Source organism: Streptomyces sp. NPDC053367, from assembly GCF_044545925.1.
Taxonomy (GTDB): domain Bacteria; phylum Actinomycetota; class Actinomycetes; order Streptomycetales; family Streptomycetaceae; genus Streptomyces.
This window is the reverse complement of record NZ_JBITYN010000008.1, coordinates 209,873-226,297: the sequence shown is the minus strand read 5'-3', so window position 1 is coordinate 226,297 and position 16,425 is coordinate 209,873. Positions and strand designations below refer to the sequence as shown.

15 protein-coding genes are annotated in these 16,425 nt (G+C 72.5%); 9 read left to right on the top strand and 6 right to left on the bottom strand.

All coding sequences use genetic code 11. From position 1 onward, the window contains the following. Nucleotides 1–94 precede the first annotated feature (94 nt). Nucleotides 95–2,599, top strand: coding sequence for an alpha-L-arabinofuranosidase C-terminal domain-containing protein (locus tag ACIGXJ_RS23400; RefSeq protein ID WP_399648572.1), 2,505 nt, complete (start codon nt 95–97; stop codon nt 2,597–2,599). A gap of 48 nt (nt 2,600–2,647) precedes the next feature. Here ACIGXJ_RS23400 and ACIGXJ_RS23395 read toward each other — a convergent pair whose 3' ends face one another. Further along, complete coding sequence (locus ACIGXJ_RS23395; protein WP_399648569.1) at nt 2,648–3,835, bottom strand: hypothetical protein; 1,188 nt, start codon at nt 3,833–3,835, stop codon at nt 2,648–2,650. Nucleotides 3,836–3,875: 40 nt separating this feature from the next. Continuing rightward, nucleotides 3,876–4,358 (bottom strand): hypothetical protein, encoded by a 483-nt coding sequence (locus ACIGXJ_RS23390; protein ID WP_399648565.1) that lies wholly within the window; start codon nt 4,356–4,358, stop codon nt 3,876–3,878. Between the two features lie 102 nt (nt 4,359–4,460). Between ACIGXJ_RS23390 and ACIGXJ_RS23385 the strand changes: the two genes are divergently transcribed. From ACIGXJ_RS23385 to ACIGXJ_RS23360, 6 genes are all read left to right on the top strand, one after another. Further along, a complete protein-coding gene (locus ACIGXJ_RS23385; RefSeq protein WP_399648563.1) occupies nt 4,461–5,555 on the top strand; it encodes an ABC transporter substrate-binding protein in 1,095 nt (364 codons plus the stop codon). A 73-nt stretch (nt 5,556–5,628) separates the two neighbouring features. Further along, complete coding sequence (gene argC / locus ACIGXJ_RS23380; protein ID WP_399648561.1) at nt 5,629–6,657, top strand: N-acetyl-gamma-glutamyl-phosphate reductase; 1,029 nt, start codon at nt 5,629–5,631, stop codon at nt 6,655–6,657. Then, a complete protein-coding gene (gene argJ / locus ACIGXJ_RS23375) occupies nt 6,654–7,805 on the top strand; it encodes a bifunctional glutamate N-acetyltransferase/amino-acid acetyltransferase ArgJ (RefSeq protein ID WP_399648559.1) in 1,152 nt (383 codons plus the stop codon). Before argC ends, argJ begins: the two co-directional genes overlap by 4 nt. Further along, on the top strand, nt 7,802–8,710 hold the full coding sequence (argB, locus tag ACIGXJ_RS23370; RefSeq protein WP_399648557.1) for an acetylglutamate kinase: 909 nt from the start codon (nt 7,802–7,804) through the stop codon (nt 8,708–8,710). Before argJ ends, argB begins: the two co-directional genes overlap by 4 nt. Next, nucleotides 8,707–9,903: an acetylornithine transaminase gene (locus tag ACIGXJ_RS23365; RefSeq protein ID WP_399648555.1), complete on the top strand. Its 1,197-nt coding sequence runs from the start codon at nt 8,707–8,709 to the stop codon at nt 9,901–9,903. The genes argB and ACIGXJ_RS23365 overlap by 4 nt, the downstream gene beginning before the upstream one ends. Nucleotides 9,904–9,910: 7 nt before the next feature. Continuing rightward, nucleotides 9,911–10,450 (top strand): arginine repressor, encoded by a 540-nt coding sequence (locus ACIGXJ_RS23360; RefSeq protein WP_399648552.1) that lies wholly within the window; start codon nt 9,911–9,913, stop codon nt 10,448–10,450. Between the two features lie 3 nt (nt 10,451–10,453). On the opposite strand, the gene ACIGXJ_RS23355 is transcribed toward ACIGXJ_RS23360, so the two are convergent. The 4 genes from ACIGXJ_RS23355 to ACIGXJ_RS23340 all read right to left on the bottom strand — a co-directional run bounded on the left by ACIGXJ_RS23355 (nt 10,454) and on the right by ACIGXJ_RS23340 (nt 13,685). After that, on the bottom strand, nt 10,454–11,155 hold the full coding sequence (locus ACIGXJ_RS23355) for an FAD:protein FMN transferase (protein WP_399648550.1): 702 nt from the start codon (nt 11,153–11,155) through the stop codon (nt 10,454–10,456). A 28-nt stretch (nt 11,156–11,183) separates the two neighbouring features. Next, nucleotides 11,184–11,615, bottom strand: a complete 432-nt coding sequence (locus ACIGXJ_RS23350) for an FMN-binding protein (RefSeq protein ID WP_399648548.1) — start codon at nt 11,613–11,615, stop codon at nt 11,184–11,186. 33 nt (nt 11,616–11,648) lie between these two features. Beyond that, nucleotides 11,649–13,031, bottom strand: coding sequence for a ferric reductase-like transmembrane domain-containing protein (locus tag ACIGXJ_RS23345; RefSeq protein WP_399648545.1), 1,383 nt, complete (start codon nt 13,029–13,031; stop codon nt 11,649–11,651). A gap of 69 nt (nt 13,032–13,100) precedes the next feature. Next, nucleotides 13,101–13,685 (bottom strand): pyridoxamine 5'-phosphate oxidase family protein, encoded by a 585-nt coding sequence (locus tag ACIGXJ_RS23340; protein ID WP_399648542.1) that lies wholly within the window; start codon nt 13,683–13,685, stop codon nt 13,101–13,103. 120 nt (nt 13,686–13,805) lie between these two features. Between ACIGXJ_RS23340 and argH the strand changes: the two genes are divergently transcribed. Together argH and ACIGXJ_RS23330 are read left to right on the top strand one after the other, a co-directional pair. Further along, on the top strand, nt 13,806–15,233 hold the full coding sequence (gene argH / locus ACIGXJ_RS23335) for an argininosuccinate lyase (protein ID WP_399648539.1): 1,428 nt from the start codon (nt 13,806–13,808) through the stop codon (nt 15,231–15,233). 162 nt (nt 15,234–15,395) lie between these two features. Beyond that, nucleotides 15,396–16,367, top strand: a complete 972-nt coding sequence (locus ACIGXJ_RS23330; RefSeq protein WP_399648536.1) for an aldo/keto reductase — start codon at nt 15,396–15,398, stop codon at nt 16,365–16,367. The last annotated feature ends 58 nt before the right edge of the window (nt 16,368–16,425 follow it).

Genomic DNA, 16,425 nt, shown 5'->3' with positions numbered 1-16,425 from the left:
GCCCCCTCCCTATCTTGCCGTTCGAAGTGCTGACCAACGTCCGATATTTCGAACCACATCGCCCCGAGCCGGGGCGCAGAGCCGCGGAGTATCCATGTCACGCACCACCCGCACGCCCCGGAGCCGCCGGACGCACCGGAGACTCGGTCTCACCACCGGTGCCGTCCTCGTCGCCACGGCCGTCGTCGTCCCCGCCCCCGCGCACGCCGAGGCGGTCACGGACTACGCGATCACCGTCGACCCCGGCGCCCGGGGCGCGGCGATCGACGACACGATGTACGGCGTCTTCTTCGAGGACATCAACCGCGCCGCGGACGGCGGCCTGTACGCCGAGCTCGTGCAGAACCGTTCCTTCGAGTACTCCACCGCCGACAACGGCTCCTACACACCCCTGACCTCGTGGTCGGTGGACGGCGCGGCCCAGGTCGTGGACGACGCCGGCCGGCTGAACGACCGCAACCGCAACTACCTGTCCCTGGGGGCCGGTTCGACCGTCACGAACTCCGGCTACAACACCGGCGTGCGCGTCGAGCAGGGCAAGCGCTACGACTTCTCGGTGTGGGCCCGCGCGGAGGCCGGCAGCACCCTCACCGTCGCGCTGCGGGACGCGGCCGGCGCCCTCGGGACCGCCCGCCGGGTGACGGTGTCGGGCGGCTGGCGGAAGTACACCGCGACCTTCACCGCCTCCCGCACCAGCTCCCGCGGACGCCTCGCCGTGACCGCCTCCTCCGCCGCCGCGCTCGACATGGTCTCGCTCTTCCCGCGCGACACGTACAAGGGGCAGCCGAACGGCCTGCGCAAGGACCTCGCCGAGAAGATCGAGGCCCTGCACCCCGGCTTCGTCCGCTTCCCCGGCGGCTGCCTGGTCAACACCGGCTCCATGCAGGACTACAGCGAGGCGAGCGGCTGGCAGCGCAGGCGCAGCTACCAGTGGAAGGACACCGTCGGCCCGGTCGAGCAGCGCGCCACCAACGCCAACTTCTGGGGCTACAACCAGTCCTACGGCCTCGGCTACTACGAGTACTTCCGCTTCTCCGAGGACATCGGCGCCATGCCCCTGCCGGTCGTGCCGGCGCTGGTGACCGGCTGCGGCCAGAACCGGGCCGTCACCGACGAAGCCCTGCTCCAGCGGCACATCCAGGACACCCTGGACCTGATCGAGTTCGCCAACGGCCCGGCCACCTCGCCCTGGGGCCGCAAGCGCGCCGAGATGGGCCACCCGGGGCCGTTCCACCTCACCCACATCGAGGTCGGCAACGAGGAGAACCTGCCCCACGAGTTCTTCGCCCGCTTCCAGCGGTTCCGTACGGCCATCGAGGCGAAGCACCCGGAGATCACCGTCGTCTCCAACTCCGGCCCCGACGACAGCGGCACCGTCTTCGACACCGCGTGGCAGCTCAACCGCGAGGGCAAGGTCGACATGGTCGACGAGCACTACTACAACAGCCCCCAGTGGTTCCTGCAGAACAACGACCGCTACGACTCCTACGACCGCGGCGGCCCCAAGGTCTTCCTCGGCGAGTACGCCTCCCAGGGGAACGCCTTCCAGAACGCCCTGGCCGAAGCAGCGTTCATGACCGGCCTCGAACGCAACGCGGACGTCGTCGAGCTCGCCTCGTACGCGCCGCTGCTCGCCAACGAGGACGCCGTGCAGTGGCGGCCCGACCTGATCTGGTTCAACAACCACGCCTCCTGGAACTCCGCCAACTACGAGGTCCAGAAGCTGTTCATGAACAACGTCGGCGACCGGGTCGTGCCCTCCACCGCGACCGGCACCCCGGACGTCAGCGGCCCGATCACCGGCGCGGTCGGCCTGTCCACCTGGGCGACGAGCGCGGCGTACGACGACGTGCGGGTCACGGCGGCCGACGGCACCACCCTGCTCGGCGACGACTTCTCCGGCGGCGCCTCGCAGTGGACCCACCGCGGGTCCGGCAGCTGGAGCGTGCAGGACGGGGCCTACGTCCAGACCGACGAGGCCGCCGAGAACACCCTGGTCACCGCGGGTGACCCGGCCTGGCACGACTACGACCTGAAGGTGCGGGCCACCAAGAAGTCCGGCAAGGAGGGCTTCCTCGTCGCCTTCGGCGTCAAGGACACCGGCAACTACTACTGGTGGAACCTCGGCGGCTGGAACAACACCCAGTCCGCCGTGGAGCAGGCCGTCGACGGCGGCAAGTCCACCCTGCTCGCCAAGCCCGGCACCATCGAGACCGGCCGCGCCTACGACCTCGAGGTCAAGGTCCGCGGCCGCCAGGTGAGCCTCTACCTCGACGGCACGCTGTGGGGCGGCTTCACCGACGACAAGCCGGCCGAGCCGTTCCGCCAGGTCGTCACCGAGGACCTGCGCACCGGCGACCTGATCGTCAAGGTCGTCAACGCCCAGCCCACGGCGGCCCGTACGGCCGTCGACCTCGGCCGTGACGACGTCTCCTCCCGGGCCCGGGTGACCACCCTGGCCGCCGGCCCCGAGGACGTGAACACCGAGTCGGACACCCCGGTGACCCCGGTGACGTCCACCTTCTACGGCGTCGCCGAGAAGTTCGCGTACACCTTCCCGGCGAACTCGGTCACGTTCCTGCGGATCAGGCGGGACTGACGGCCGACGAGGGCGCGGGCCGCCGCCCGGCGGTGGCCCGCGCCCTCGTCACCAGTAGGCGTGCTCCTCCCAGGACCGGAACCCGGCGAACTCCACCGGGTCGTCCTCCTCCTCGTCCAGCCGGGCCAGCCCCGGCGTGACGAGCGCACCCCGCTGCCAGGCGAGCAGCGTCTCGACCAGCCCGCCGTCCAGCGGCGGCCCCTGCCGGGCGTGCCGGGGCCAGACGACCAGCGGCCAGCCGTCCGGGTCGGGCCCCTGCGCGAGCCAGCCCAGGTAGTCGCCGTCGATGGAGTTGGCGAACGGCAGGAACCCGCCCGGCTCGGGCCACACCGGCAGCGGAAACTCGTGCGGGTACCCGGCCCGCAGCCGCCGGTAGCCCGACAGGGTCTCCTCGACATGCGTGACGAACCGCCGCTCGCCGGTCCGCAGCGGGGTGTGGAAGCGCAGCCACTCGCTCCAGCACCCGGCGCCGTAGAGATCCATGAGGCGCACGTACTCGGCGGGCAGCCGGGTGCCCAGCTCGGCGAAGAGGCCGTCCCAGGTGCCGCCCCCGAGGTAGGGCTCGGCGGGCGGCGGCGCGAGCAGCCGCAGCGCGTCGAGGCCGCTACCGGTCTCCAGGGCGAGAAGCCGCTCGGCGTCGGTCAGCCGCGAGGGCACGGGCACCGGCGGGACCCACGGGACGGGGGAGTCCGCCAGGAAGTCCGGCCGGGCCCGGCTCGCGTACAGCGGCCCGATCACCGGCCCCGGCGGCGTCGGGGTCTGCCAACCCTCCCGCACGGTGTACCGCAGATACGCGCCGAGCCCCACCTCGTACCGGTGCCAGGTCAGCAGCCCGCTGCCGGGCACGGCCCCCCGGTGCAGCACGACGACGGGCCACGCGTCGGGGTCCTGCGACCGGGAGGTGTCCCAGAAGAACAGGTCCCCGTCCGCACTGTCCCCCCACGGCAGCAGCCCGCCGGGCTCCGGATGCAGCACCGGACACCCGTCCTCGCCGCGCGCGTCCCGCAGCACCCGCCGCAGCCACCGGCTCCAGTCGTACGCCTCCCCGTCCCCGCACGGCACATGCACCTGGAGGAAGCCGCCCAGCTCCACCGGCCCGCACTCCTCGGCCAGCCGCTTGTAGTCCCCGGGCAGCCGCACCCCGAGCCACCCCTCCACCACATCCCAGTCCACGGCCACGGGTTCCGGCGGCTGGGCGGCGCAGATCTCGGTGAAGTCGGCCGGACTGGGGCACACGCTGATCCTCCTGGATGATCTTCGGCGAGCCCCGATTGTGTCAGCCGTGACAGAACACGCACCCGTCCCAGAGCGGCAGCGCGCCCAGCACCCGGTGCCGTACGCAGCATGCGGCGCATCCCTCCGCCGGAAGCGCGCCGGCCGCCGGGTGCGCGGTGGCCGGGTCGAAGCCCTCGACGATCGCCCGGAACCGGCGCAGACCCGCCTCGGCGTGCGGCGGGTCGTAACCGAGCTCGTCCCATCGGTGCCGCCGCGCGGCCAGGGCGACGACCCTCAGCACAAAGTCCTTCGCCGCCTCCCGCTCCTCGGCCGACGGTCCCCAGTCGAGGTCGGCGAGGTCGAAGCCGACCGCGCCCCTGCCCATCACGTTCTGGTCCTGCAACGCCAGCAGGGCGGCGAACCGGTGGTCCCACTCCCGCTCGGCCAGCGCCGACACCGCGAGGGTCAGCACCTCCACGAAGACCTGGGTGGCGTTGTTGGAGAGGTCGAGAGAGTCGCCCCCCGCCCCGAACACGTTGGCCATCCCGACAGGCTAGGCCCCGGGGTGCCGCGCCCCCATAATCGGTTGCCCGTCGGTGAGGGCGGTGGATGCAATGCGGTGCCACCTCACAGGAAGAGTCAGCAGATGAATGCAGCCACAGCGCAGCCGGCCGGCGGATCGCCCGTCCTGATCGGTGCCCTCGCCCCGCTGAGCCGGCCCGGGTGGGCCGAGGCGGGGCGGCATCTGCTCGCCGGAGCCGAGCTGGCCGTCGCCGAGGCCAACGCCGCCGGGGGGATCGGCGGACGGCCGCTGGAGCTGGTGGTCCGGGACACCGCCGCCGACCCGGAGCGTGCCGCGGCGGCCGTCGGGGAATTCGCCGGGATGGGCGCGGCCGCGGTGGTGGGGGAGTACCACAGCGTCGTCGCCCGTGCCGCCGCCGCCCGCGCCGACGCGCTCGGGCTGCCGTTCCTGTGCTCGTCGGCGGTGCTCGACGCGCTCACCGACGCGCCCACGGACATGGTCGCGCGCATCTGCCCGCCGCAGTCCCGCGGCTGGCGCGTCTACGCCGACCTGCTCGTCGAGGCCGGCCACCGCCGCGTCGCCGTGGCGGTCCAGCCGAGTGTCTACTGGGCGGCCGGGACCCGCATCCTGCGCGAGTGCCTCTCCCCGCACGGCGGCACCGTCGTCGAACTCGACATGCGCGCGCTCACGCCCACGGCGCTGTGCGACGCCCTCGCCGCCCAGGGTGCGACCGCCCTCCTGCTGCTGGTCGGCCACCCCGATCCGGCCGTGCCGATCGTCCGGGCCGTCCGCCGCGACCCGCGCCTCGGCGAGGTGCTGATCGGCGCTCCCGCCGGGCAGCCGGAGTTCGCCGAATGGGCCGCGCTGCTGGGCGCCGACGGGGCCGGGGTCCCGTTCCTGCGCTACCTGCCCGAGCGCCCCACCCCCCTCGGGGCCCGGGTCGGGGCGGCCCTGCGCGAACGGCTGGCGGAAGCACCCTCCTTCGTCGCCTTCGAGGGCTACGACACCGTCACCGTCCTCGCCGAGGCCCTGCGCGCCCCCGGCCGCCCGCACCTCGCCGAGGCCTGGGGCCGGGTGGCCGTCGAGGGCACCCGAGGGGAGATCCGCATCTCCCGCCCGCAGGGCAGCGCCGTCCGGCAGTGGGCCTGGCCGCCGATCCAGGTCGCCGACCGGGACCCGGCCCACCCCGAGCGCTTCCGCGTCCTGCGCACCGGCTGAGGGCACCGACCCGACGGCGATTGCATAAACGTGCAGCGAAACGTATAGTCATGCCATCCAGGAGGAGGGTTCCATGACGGTACGAGCGGCAGTGGCCGGAGCGAGCGGATACGCGGGCGGCGAGGTGCTGCGCCTGCTCCTGGGCCACCCCGAGGTGGAGATCGGCGCGCTGACGGCGAACTCGAACGCCGGGCAGCGGCTCGGCGCGCTGCAGCCGCACCTGCTGCCGCTCGCCGACCGGGTGCTGGCCGAGACGACCCCCGAGGCGCTGGCCGGCCATGACGTCGTGTTCCTCGCGCTGCCGCACGGACAGTCCGCCGCCGTCGCCGAGCAGCTCGGCCCGGACGTCCTGGTCGTCGACATGGGCGCCGACTTCCGGCTGAAGGACGCCGCCGACTGGGAGAGGTTCTACGGCTCCCCGCACGCCGGCACCTGGCCCTACGGGCTCCCCGAACTTCCGGGTGCCCGCGCCGCGCTGGAGGGGTCCAAGCGTGTCGCGGTGCCCGGTTGCTACCCCACCGCGGTCTCGCTCGCCCTGTTCCCGGCCTACGCCGCGGACCTCGCCGAGCCCGAGGCCGTCGTCGTCGCCGCGTCCGGCACCTCCGGCGCGGGCAAGGCACCCAAGCCGCACCTGCTGGGCAGCGAGGTCATGGGCTCCATGACCCCGTACGGCGTCGGCGGCGGCCACCGGCACACCCCCGAGATGAGCCAGAACCTCAGCGGCGTGGCCGGCGACACGGTGAGCGTCTCCTTCACGCCGACCCTCGCCCCGATGCCCCGCGGCATCCTCGCCACCTGCACGGCCAAGGCGAAGCCCGGCGTCACCGCCGACTCGGTGCGCGCCGCCTACGCCAAGGCCTTCGCCGACGAGCCGTTCGTCCACCTGCTCCCGGAGGGCCAGTGGCCCGCCACGGCGTCCGTCTTCGGGTCCAACGCCGTTCAGCTGCAGGTCGCGTACGACGCCGCCGCGCACCGCATCATCGCGATCAGCGCCATCGACAACCTCACCAAGGGCACCGCGGGCGGTGCCGTCCAGAGCATGAACATCGCCCTCGGTCTCGACGAGACCACCGGGCTTTCCACGATCGGAGTCGCACCGTGAGCGTCACGGCAGCCAAGGGATTCACGGCGGCGGGAGTCGCCGCCGGGATCAAGGAGAACGGCAACCCGGACCTGGCCCTCGTGGTCAACAACGGTCCGCGCCGCGCCGCCGCGGGCGTCTTCACCTCCAACCGCGTCAAGGCCGCCCCGGTCCTGTGGTCCGAGCAGGTCCTGAAGACCGGCGAGCTGGCCGCGGTCGTCCTCAACTCCGGCGGCGCCAACGCCTGCACCGGCCCCAAGGGCTTCCAGGACACCCACGCCACCGCCGAGAAGGCGGCCGAGGTGCTGGACATCGGCGCCGGCGAGGTCGCGGTCTGCTCCACCGGTCTCATCGGCGTCCTGCTGCCCATGGACAAGCTGCTCCCCGGCGTCGAGACCGCCGCGGCCCAGCTGTCCGAGCACGGCGGCGAGAAGGCAGCCATCGCCATCAAGACCACCGACACCGTCCACAAGACGTCCGTCGTCACCAAGGACGGCTGGACCGTCGGCGGCATGGCCAAGGGCGCCGGCATGCTCGCCCCCGGCCTCGCCACCATGCTGGTCGTCCTCACCACCGACGCCGACCTGGACAGCGACACCCTGGACCGGGCCCTGCGCGCCGCGACCCGCACGACCTTCGACCGGGTCGACTCCGACGGCTGCATGTCCACCAACGACACCGTGCTCCTGCTGGCCTCCGGCGCCTCGGGCGTCACCCCCGAGTACGCCGAGTTCGCCGAGGCCGTGCGGCAGGTCTGCGACGACCTCGGCCAGCAGCTGATCCGCGACGCCGAGGGCGCCAGCAAGGACATCAAGGTCGAGGTGATCAACGCGGCCGACGAGGACGACGCCGTCGAGGTCGGCCGCTCCATCGCCCGCAACAACCTCCTCAAGTGCGCCATCCACGGCGAGGACCCCAACTGGGGCCGCGTTCTCTCCGCGATCGGCACCACCAAGGCCGCCTTCGAGCCCGACCGCCTGAACGTCGCCATCAACGGCGTCTGGGTGTGCAAGAACGGCGGCGTCGGCGAGGACCGCGACAAGGTCGACATGCGCTACCGCGAGGTGCACATCGTCGCCGACCTCGCCGCGGGCGAGGAGACCGCCACCATCTGGACCAACGACCTCACCGCCGACTACGTCCACGAGAACAGCGCCTACTCGTCATGAGCACCACGCGGAAGCACACCGCCCTCCCCAAGGCCCAGATCCTCATCGAAGCGCTGCCGTGGCTGGTCCGTCACAACGGCAGAACCGTCGTCATCAAGTTCGGCGGCAACGCCATGATCGACGAGGAGCTGAAGGCCGCCTTCGCCCAGGACGTCGTCTTCCTGCACCACGCCGGCCTCAAGCCCGTCGTCGTGCACGGCGGCGGCCCCCAGATCAGCGCCGCCCTCGACAGACACGGCATCGTCAGCGAGTTCAAGGCGGGCCTGCGCGTCACCACCGAGGACGCCATGGACGTCGTACGCATGGTGCTCGCCGGGCAGGTGCAGCGCGAACTGGTCGGCCTGCTCAACCAGCACGGGCCGCTCGCCGTCGGCCTGACCGGCGAGGACGCGCACACCATCACCGCCACCAAGCACCAGCCCGAGATCGACGGCGAGAGCGTCGACATCGGCCGCGTCGGCGAGATCACCGCCATCGACACGGGCGCCATCGAGGCACTCCTCGCGGACGGCCGTATCCCGGTCGTCTCGTCGATCGCACGAAGCCAGGACGACGGACATGTCTACAACGTCAATGCTGATACGGCGGCTGCGGCACTCGCTGCGGCACTGGGCGCCGAGACCCTCATGGTCCTCACCGACGTCGAGGGCCTCTACGAGGACTGGCCGAACAGCGACGAGGTGATCAGCCGCCTCACCGCCTCCCAGCTGGAGAAGCTGCTGCCGGAGCTGTCCTCCGGCATGGTCCCGAAGATGGAGGGCTGCCTGCACGCCGTCCGCAACGGCGTGACGACCGCCCGCGTCATCGACGGCCGCGTCCAGCACTCGATCCTGCTGGAGATCTTCACCGACGAGGGCATCGGCACCATGGTCGTGCCCGACCAGGACGCACAGGGGGAGTCATGAGCAACGAGGAGATGACCGCGCGGTGGCAGGGCGCGCTCATGAACAACTACGGCACCCCGCGGCTGCCCCTCGTGCGCGGTGAGGGCACCAAGGTCTGGGACGCCGACGGCCGGCGGTACCTCGACTTCGTCGGCGGCATCGCCACCAACGCGCTCGGCCACGCCCACCCGGCGATCGTCGAGGCCGTGAGCCGGCAGATCGGCTCCCTCGGCCACATCTCCAACTTCTTCATGGCCGAGCCGACCGTCGCGCTCGCCGAGCGGCTCCTGCGCCACTTCGGCCGGGAGGGCCGGGTCTTCTTCTGCAACTCCGGCGCCGAGGCCAACGAGGCCGCCTTCAAGATCGGCCGGCTCACCGGGCGCACCCACATCGTCGCCACCGAGGGCGGCTTCCACGGCCGGACCATGGGCGCCCTCGCCCTGACCGGCCAGCCCGGCAAGCGCGAGCCGTTCCTGCCGCTGCCCGGCGACGTCACTCATGTGCCCTTCGGCGACGCGCAGGCGCTGGCCGCCGCGGTCACCGAGGACACCGCCCTGGTGATCATCGAGCCGATCCAGGGCGAGCTCGGTGTCGTCGTCCCCCCGCCCGGCTACCTCAAGGCCGCCCGCGCCATCACCGCCGCCACCGGCGCGCTGCTCGTCCTCGACGAGGTGCAGACCGGCATCGGCCGGACCGGCAACTGGTTCGAGTACCAGGCCCACGAGGGCGTCCTGCCCGACGTCGTCACCCTCGCCAAGCAGCTCGGCGGCGGGCTCCCGCTCGGCGCGGCCGTCGCCTTCGGCCGGGCCGCCGAACTGCTGCAGCCCGGCCACCACGGCACCACCTTCGGCGGCAACCCGGTCGCCTGCGCGGCCGGCCTGGCCGTGCTGGACACCATCGAGAACGAGGGGCTGCTCGACAACGTCAAGCAGCGGGGCGAGGCGCTGCGCGAGGGAGTCGAGTCGCTCGGCCACCCGCTGGTCTCCCACGTCCGGGGCGCGGGCCTGCTCCTGGGTATCGTGCTCACCGAGCCGCTCGCGCCGAAGGTGCAGCAGGCGGCTCAGGACGCCGGTTTCCTGGTGAACGCGCCCGCTCCCGATGTCGTACGGCTCATGCCGCCGCTGAACATCGGCCAGGAGGATGTGGAAGCGCTTCTTCAGGCGCTGCCCGGCATCCTTGACGCAGCGAACGGGGACGGACGATCCGGAGAATGAGACGACGATGAGCCAGGCGCAGGATCACGACCAGACCTCCGGGCCGGCCGTGCCGCAGACCCGCACCGCACGTCACCGCCGGATCGTGGACATCCTCAACCGGCAGCCGGTGCGGTCGCAGAGCCAGCTGGCGAAGCTGCTCGCGGACGACGGGCTGACGGTCACCCAGGCGACGCTGTCCCGGGACCTCGACGAGCTGAACGCGGTGAAGATCCGCAACACCGACGGTGAGCTGATCTACGCCGTGCCCAGCGAGGGCGGGTTCCGCACGCCGCGCGCTCCGCTGGGGGAGTCCGCCAAGGAGGAGCGGATGCGGCGGCTGTCGCAGGAGCTGCTGATCTCCGCGGAGGCCTCGGCGAACCTCGTGGTCCTGCGCACCCCTCCGGGGGCCGCGCAGTTCCTCGCCTCGGCCATCGACCAGGCCGAGCTGCACGACATCCTGGGCACCATCGCGGGTGACGACACGCTGCTGCTGATCAGCCGGAACCCGACGGGCGGGCAGGCGCTGGCCGATCATCTGCTGCGGCTGGCCCAGAACGGGCACTGAACCCTAGGAGAGGGCGTCCGGGATCAGGACCGTCTCCACGTCCGGCAGGGTCTCCAGCCAGGCGCGGGCCTGCCGTGAGCCCATGGCGAAGGCCGCTGTCGCCCAGCAGTCCGCCCAGGTCAGGGACGGGGCGACCACGGTCACCGCGAGCAGGTCCGTGGCCGCCGGGCCTCCGGTGCGCGGGTCCACGATGTGCCTGCCGCGCTCGGCCGTGCCGGAGGTGGCCACGGCCAGTTCGGGGGCGCCGGCCGAGGAGACCACCGCGGCGAGTCCGCCCGGCCGCAGGGGGTCCGCCACGCCGACGCGCCACGGCCGGTCCGGGCCTGCGGCGCCCAGCACCTGCACGTCGCCGCCGCCGTTGACGCTGACCCCGGTCGCGCCGGCGTCCCACACGAGGCGCGCCGCGCGTTCGGCCGCCCAGCCTTTGACGATGCCGGTGGGATCGAGGCGGCCGGCGTACCGCGGGCTGAACCAGCCGCCGCTGAGCCGCTCGGCCTCCTCGGCCAGTTCCAGCACCTCGGCCACCACCGGGTCGCAGTCGGCGAGGCCCACCTCCCCCCGGGCCAGCCGCGACAGCTGGCTGTCCTCCCGGTAGGTGCTGAACACCGTGTCCAGGCGGTGCAGTTCGGCGACCGCCGTGTCCAGGGCCGACCGCACGGCCCCGGGTTCCCCGCCGCGGACGTCGAAGGAGAACACCGTCCCCATGACCTCCTCGGTACGCCGCACCCCCGGGTCAGCCACCGGCCTGGTCCAGCGCCGACTGCAGGGACTGCCGGTAGCCCTCGCTGGTGTACGTCGCTCCGGACACGGCGTCGATCCGCGCGCTCTGCGCGGTGACGGCGGCCTGGTTGAGCCGGGGCACGGCCATGCCGGTGATCTCGCCGCTGCGGCCCCCGCCGGGGGCCTGGACGGCCTCGGCCCGGGTGATCCGCCCGCCGCTGAGGGTGAGGCGGACCTGGACGGGGCCGTACTGGGTGGTGGCGACCGCGCCGGTGACCGTGCCCGCGCCCGGGGCGGGCCGCTGCGCGGCGGACACCGGCGGGGGAGGAGGAGCCGACGCGGCGGCCGGGTCCGAGGCCGGCTTGAGGGACAGCAGCAGCACGACGCCGGACACGGTGGCGACGGTGGCGAGCAGGGCCCGCCGGACGGGATGGCTCTTCTTCATGGGGTGGACAACTCCTGCTGACGGTCGGTCGGCTCACATCTCGAAGGACTCGTGGTGGATGCGCCGCGCCGGGACCCCCGCGTCGCGCAGCGCCTCGTACACCGACTGCGCGAAACCGGGCGGCCCGCACAGGAACACGTCGTGGCGCTCGATCTCCGGGATCTTGCGCCGGAGCGACTCGGCGGAGATGTCCGGGCGTTCGCCGTCCGGGCTGTTGACCGCGTACATCAGCCGGGCGCCCCGCTCGTCGGCGATGGCCGCCAGCTCGTCCCACAGGGCCAGGTCCTGTGTGCTGTTGGCCCGGTACAGCAGGGTGATGTCACCGGCCGCGCCGGGCAGCGTCTCGAACAGGGCCCGCATCGGCGTGATGCCGACCCCGCCCGCGACCAGCAGTACCTTGCCCCGGCTGCGCCGCTGCGCGGTCAGCGCCCCGTACGGCCCCTCGGCCCACACGCGGGTGCCCGGTTCGAGGTCGCGCAGCCGGGAGCTGTGGTCGCCGATCGCCTTGACGGTGATGCGCAGCATGCCGGGCCTGGGCGCCGCCGACAGCGAGTAGGGATGCGAGCTGAACCGCATGCCCGGTGCCAGGAACCGCCACCGGAAGAACTGCCCCGCCTCGGCGCCCATCCGGTGCAGCTTCCGCCCGCCGATCAGCACGGACACGATCCCGGGCGTCTCCTCGATCACCGCCTCCACCCGCATCCGGTGCCGCAGGTTGAGCCGTACCGGCGTCAGCACGCGGTACCACAGCAGCAGCGCGGTCACGGCGGCGTACAGCGCGGTCCACGCGGTCTTCGCGAGCGGCTGCACGGCGAAGTCGTTGCCGGTGGTGATCTGGTGCCAGAACGTCAGGAACACGGCCGCGTAGGTCAGCAGATGCACGTGGTACCAGAGGTCGTAGGGCAGCCGGCGGCGGACCGGGCCGGCCGAGATCAGCCCGATGACCAGCAGCAGACCCGTGCCCACGGCGGCCTTGCCCATGTCCGGCAGCTGCTGGACGGAGTCGACGGTCTGCTGCACGACGTCCCCGAGCCCCTTGCCGGCCTGCAGGGCGTACCCCCACATGGTCAGCAGCACATGCGCCAGGACGAGACAGAGCGTGTACCGCCCGGACATGGCGTGCCATCGCGCGACCCGGTCCGACCCCACCCGCCGCTCCAGCGCGGGCACCCGCGCCATCTGCAGCACCACGAGCGCCATGAGATACCCGGCGACCAGCCCGGTGATCCGCCCGGCGCCCAGGACCCACCCCGCCCGATCGGCGACGGCCGGGGTGTTGTCCCACCACAGCCACAGCACCCCGGCCGCCCCGGCCCACAGCCCCAGCAACAACGGCACGGCCGGCGACCGGCGCGGGCGTATCCGACGCATGGTCTGCCGCCGAGCGGCCCGACCGCCTGCGAGCGTGGTGGTCACTTTCCCTCCGGGGCTCCCTGTGTTCCCTAGGCCCAGAGGTACGCGGGAGAGGCGGAACCCGTTCAACGCCTACGGCAGGGGAGGCAGCGGCAGCGGCAGTCCGGGCAGCCCGTCCATGCTGGAGGCGATGTGCTCCTTCTTCTCGAAGTACGCCCCGAGCGAGGCGTCGTCCTCCCGCGCGAACCGCTTCCCGTGCAGATCACGGTCCTCGTCGTACGACATGAAGGGCACGGCGTAACCACAGGTGTCGCGCACCAGCTCGGCGGTCACCACGATGATCGCCCGCAGGCCGTGCGGGGCGGGGTCGATGTCCGGGAACCGCGCCAGCAGCCCGGGGAACCGCGGGTCGTCCCGGAACACCGGCTCCCCGCGGCCGTGCACCCGCACGATGTTCGGCGGTCCCTGGAAGGCGCACCACATCAGCGTGATGCGTCCGTTCTCCCGCAGGTGCGCGACCGTCTCCGCGTTGGACCCGGCGAAGTCCAGGTAGGCGACGGTGTGTTCGTCGAGCACGGCGAAGGAGCCCTTGAGACCCTTGGGCGAGAGGTTGATCGTGCCGTCGCCGGCCAGCGGCGCGGTGGCGGTGAAGAAGACCGGCTGTGCCTCGATGAACGTACGGAGACGACCGTCTATGCGCTCATAAGTCTTTCCCATGCCTAAAGGTTGTCACGCCTCACGATCTCGGAACCCGCGAATATCCCGATCCGCTTTGACGAATCATGCAGCGCTCTGCATACTCATGCATAACAACGGTGTCTTCCGAGGAGCAGCGCAGTGAGCAGCAACAGCGGTGACGTACGGCTCTGGGGCGGCCGTTTCGCGGACGGCCCCGCCGAGGCCCTGGCGAAACTGTCCGCGTCGGTCCACTTCGACTGGCGGCTCGCCCCCTACGACATCGCCGGCTCCCGCGCCCACGCGCGCGTGCTGCACAAGGCCGGGCTCCTCACCGAGGACGAGCTGACCCGGATGATCGCGGGCCTCGACCAGCTGGAGGCCGACGTCGCCGCGGGCGACTTCGTGGGCACCATCGCCGACGAGGACGTCCACACCGCCCTGGAACGCGGCCTGCTGGAGCGCCTCGGCCCCGACCTCGGCGGCAAGCTGCGCGCGGGCCGCTCCCGCAACGACCAGGTCGCCACGCTGTTCCGGATGTACCTGCGCGACCACGCCCGGACCATCGCCGCGCTGATCGCCGACCTCCAGGACGCCCTGATCGGCCTCGCCGAGGCGCACCCGGACGTGGCGATGCCCGGCCGCACCCACCTCCAGCACGCCCAGCCGGTGCTGTTCGCCCACCATGTCCTCGCGCATGTGCAGTCCCTGTCCCGGGACGCCGAGCGGCTGCGCCAGTGGGACGAGCGCACGGCCGTGTCGCCGTACGGCTCGGGCGCCCTGGCCGGCAGCAGCCTCGGCCTGGACCCGGAGGCGGTCGCCGCCGACCTCGGCTTCGAGCACGGCAGCGCGGCCAACTCCATCGACGGCACCGCCTCGCGTGACTTCGTCGCCGAGTTCGCCTTCATCACGGCGATGATCGGGGTCAACCTCTCCCGGATCGCCGAGGAGGTCATCATCTGGAACACGAAGGAGTTCTCCTTCGTGACCCTGCACGACGCCTTCTCCACCGGCTCGTCGATCATGCCGCAGAAGAAGAACCCGGACATCGCCGAGCTGGCCCGCGGCAAGTCCGGCCGGCTCATCGGCAACCTCACCGGTCTGATGGCGACCCTCAAGGCCCTCCCGCTCGCCTACAACCGCGACCTGCAGGAGGACAAGGAGCCGGTCTTCGACTCCATCGACCAGCTGGAGGTCCTGCTCCCCGCCTTCACCGGCATGATGGCCACCCTCACCGTGCACCGCGAGCGCATGGAGGAACTGGCCCCGGCCGGCTTCTCCCTCGCCACCGACATCGCCGAGTGGCTGGTCAGGCAGGGCGTCCCCTTCCGGGTCGCCCACGAGGTCGCCGGCGAGTGCGTGAAGGTCGCCGAGGCCGAGGGCAAGGAGCTGGACGACCTCACCGACGAGCAGTTCGCCAAGATCTCCGAGCACCTCACCCCCGAGGTCCGCACGGTCCTCAACGTCCCCGGAGCCCTCGCCTCCCGCGACGGCCGCGGCGGCACGGCCCCGAGCGCGGTCGCGGTCCAGCTGGCGGAGCTGAAGACGGACGTGCGGGCGCAGCACGAGTGGGCGAACGCGAAGAAGTGACCTGAGGGGCGCCGCCAGGGGCGCGGCGAACCGCACGACAAGCACGACACGCCGGTGGTCGCCGACTCACCGCACGTCCCGGGTCCTGGGGCGATCATCAGGCGCATCGCGGGTTACGTTGGTCGGGAAGCCCACCGGAGCCGACCGAGAACGGAGCCCGCGATGCCCTTCGCCCGCCTCGCCAAGGCCACCACCCCCACCGCCCACGTCGGACTCGGTCTGGCGGCGGTGGGCCGCCCCGGCTACATCAACCTCGGCCGGGAGACCGACCTCCCCGAGGACCGCACGGTCGAGGCACTGAGGGCACGCACCCACGAACTCCTCGACGCCGCCTACGCCCAAGGCGTCCGCTACTTCGACGCGGCGCGCTCCTACGGCCGGTCCGAGGAGTTCCTCGCCGCCTGGCTGCACGCCCACCCCGCGGTGGACGACGTGGTCGTCGGCAGCAAATGGGGCTACACCTACACCGCCGGCTGGGCCGCGGACGCCGACACCCACGAGGTCAAGGACCACAGCCTCGCCACGTACGAACGCCAGCGCGCCGAGACCGACGCGCTGCTCGGCGACCGGCTCGACCTCTACCAGATCCACTCCGTCACCCCCGACAGCCCCGCCCTCACCGACAAGGCCCTGCACGCGAAGCTCGCGGAGGCCGCGGCACAGGGCGTCTCGGTCGGCTTCTCCACCAGCGGCCCCGCCCAGGCGGACGCCGTCCGCGCGGCGCTCGCGGTGACGGTGGACGGCGAGCCGCTCTTCCGTACGGTCCAGTCGACCTACAACCTCCTGGAGCCCTCGGCCGCCCCCGCCCTCGCCGAGGCCCATGACGCGGGGCTCACCGTGATCGTCAAGGAGGGCATGGCCAACGGCCGCCTCGCGGACCGCTACGCGCCGGACGCGCTGAAGGCCGTCGCCGCCCAGGCCGGACTCGGCTGTGACGCCGTGGCCCTCGCCTGTGTCCTCCGGCAGCCGTGGGCCGGCGTCGTCCTCTCCGGCGCCGCGACCACCCTCCAGCTCGCCTCCAACCTGCACGCCCCGGCCGTGGACCTCGACGAGGACCAGCTCACCCGCCTCGCGGCGCTGGCCGAGGAGCCGCGCGCGTACTGGGAGAAGCGCGGCACCCTGCCCTGGCACTGAGTCCGCCCCAGGTCCGTCCCCCTCCCATGAGACATGCATGCCCGCAGTGAGACAAAGA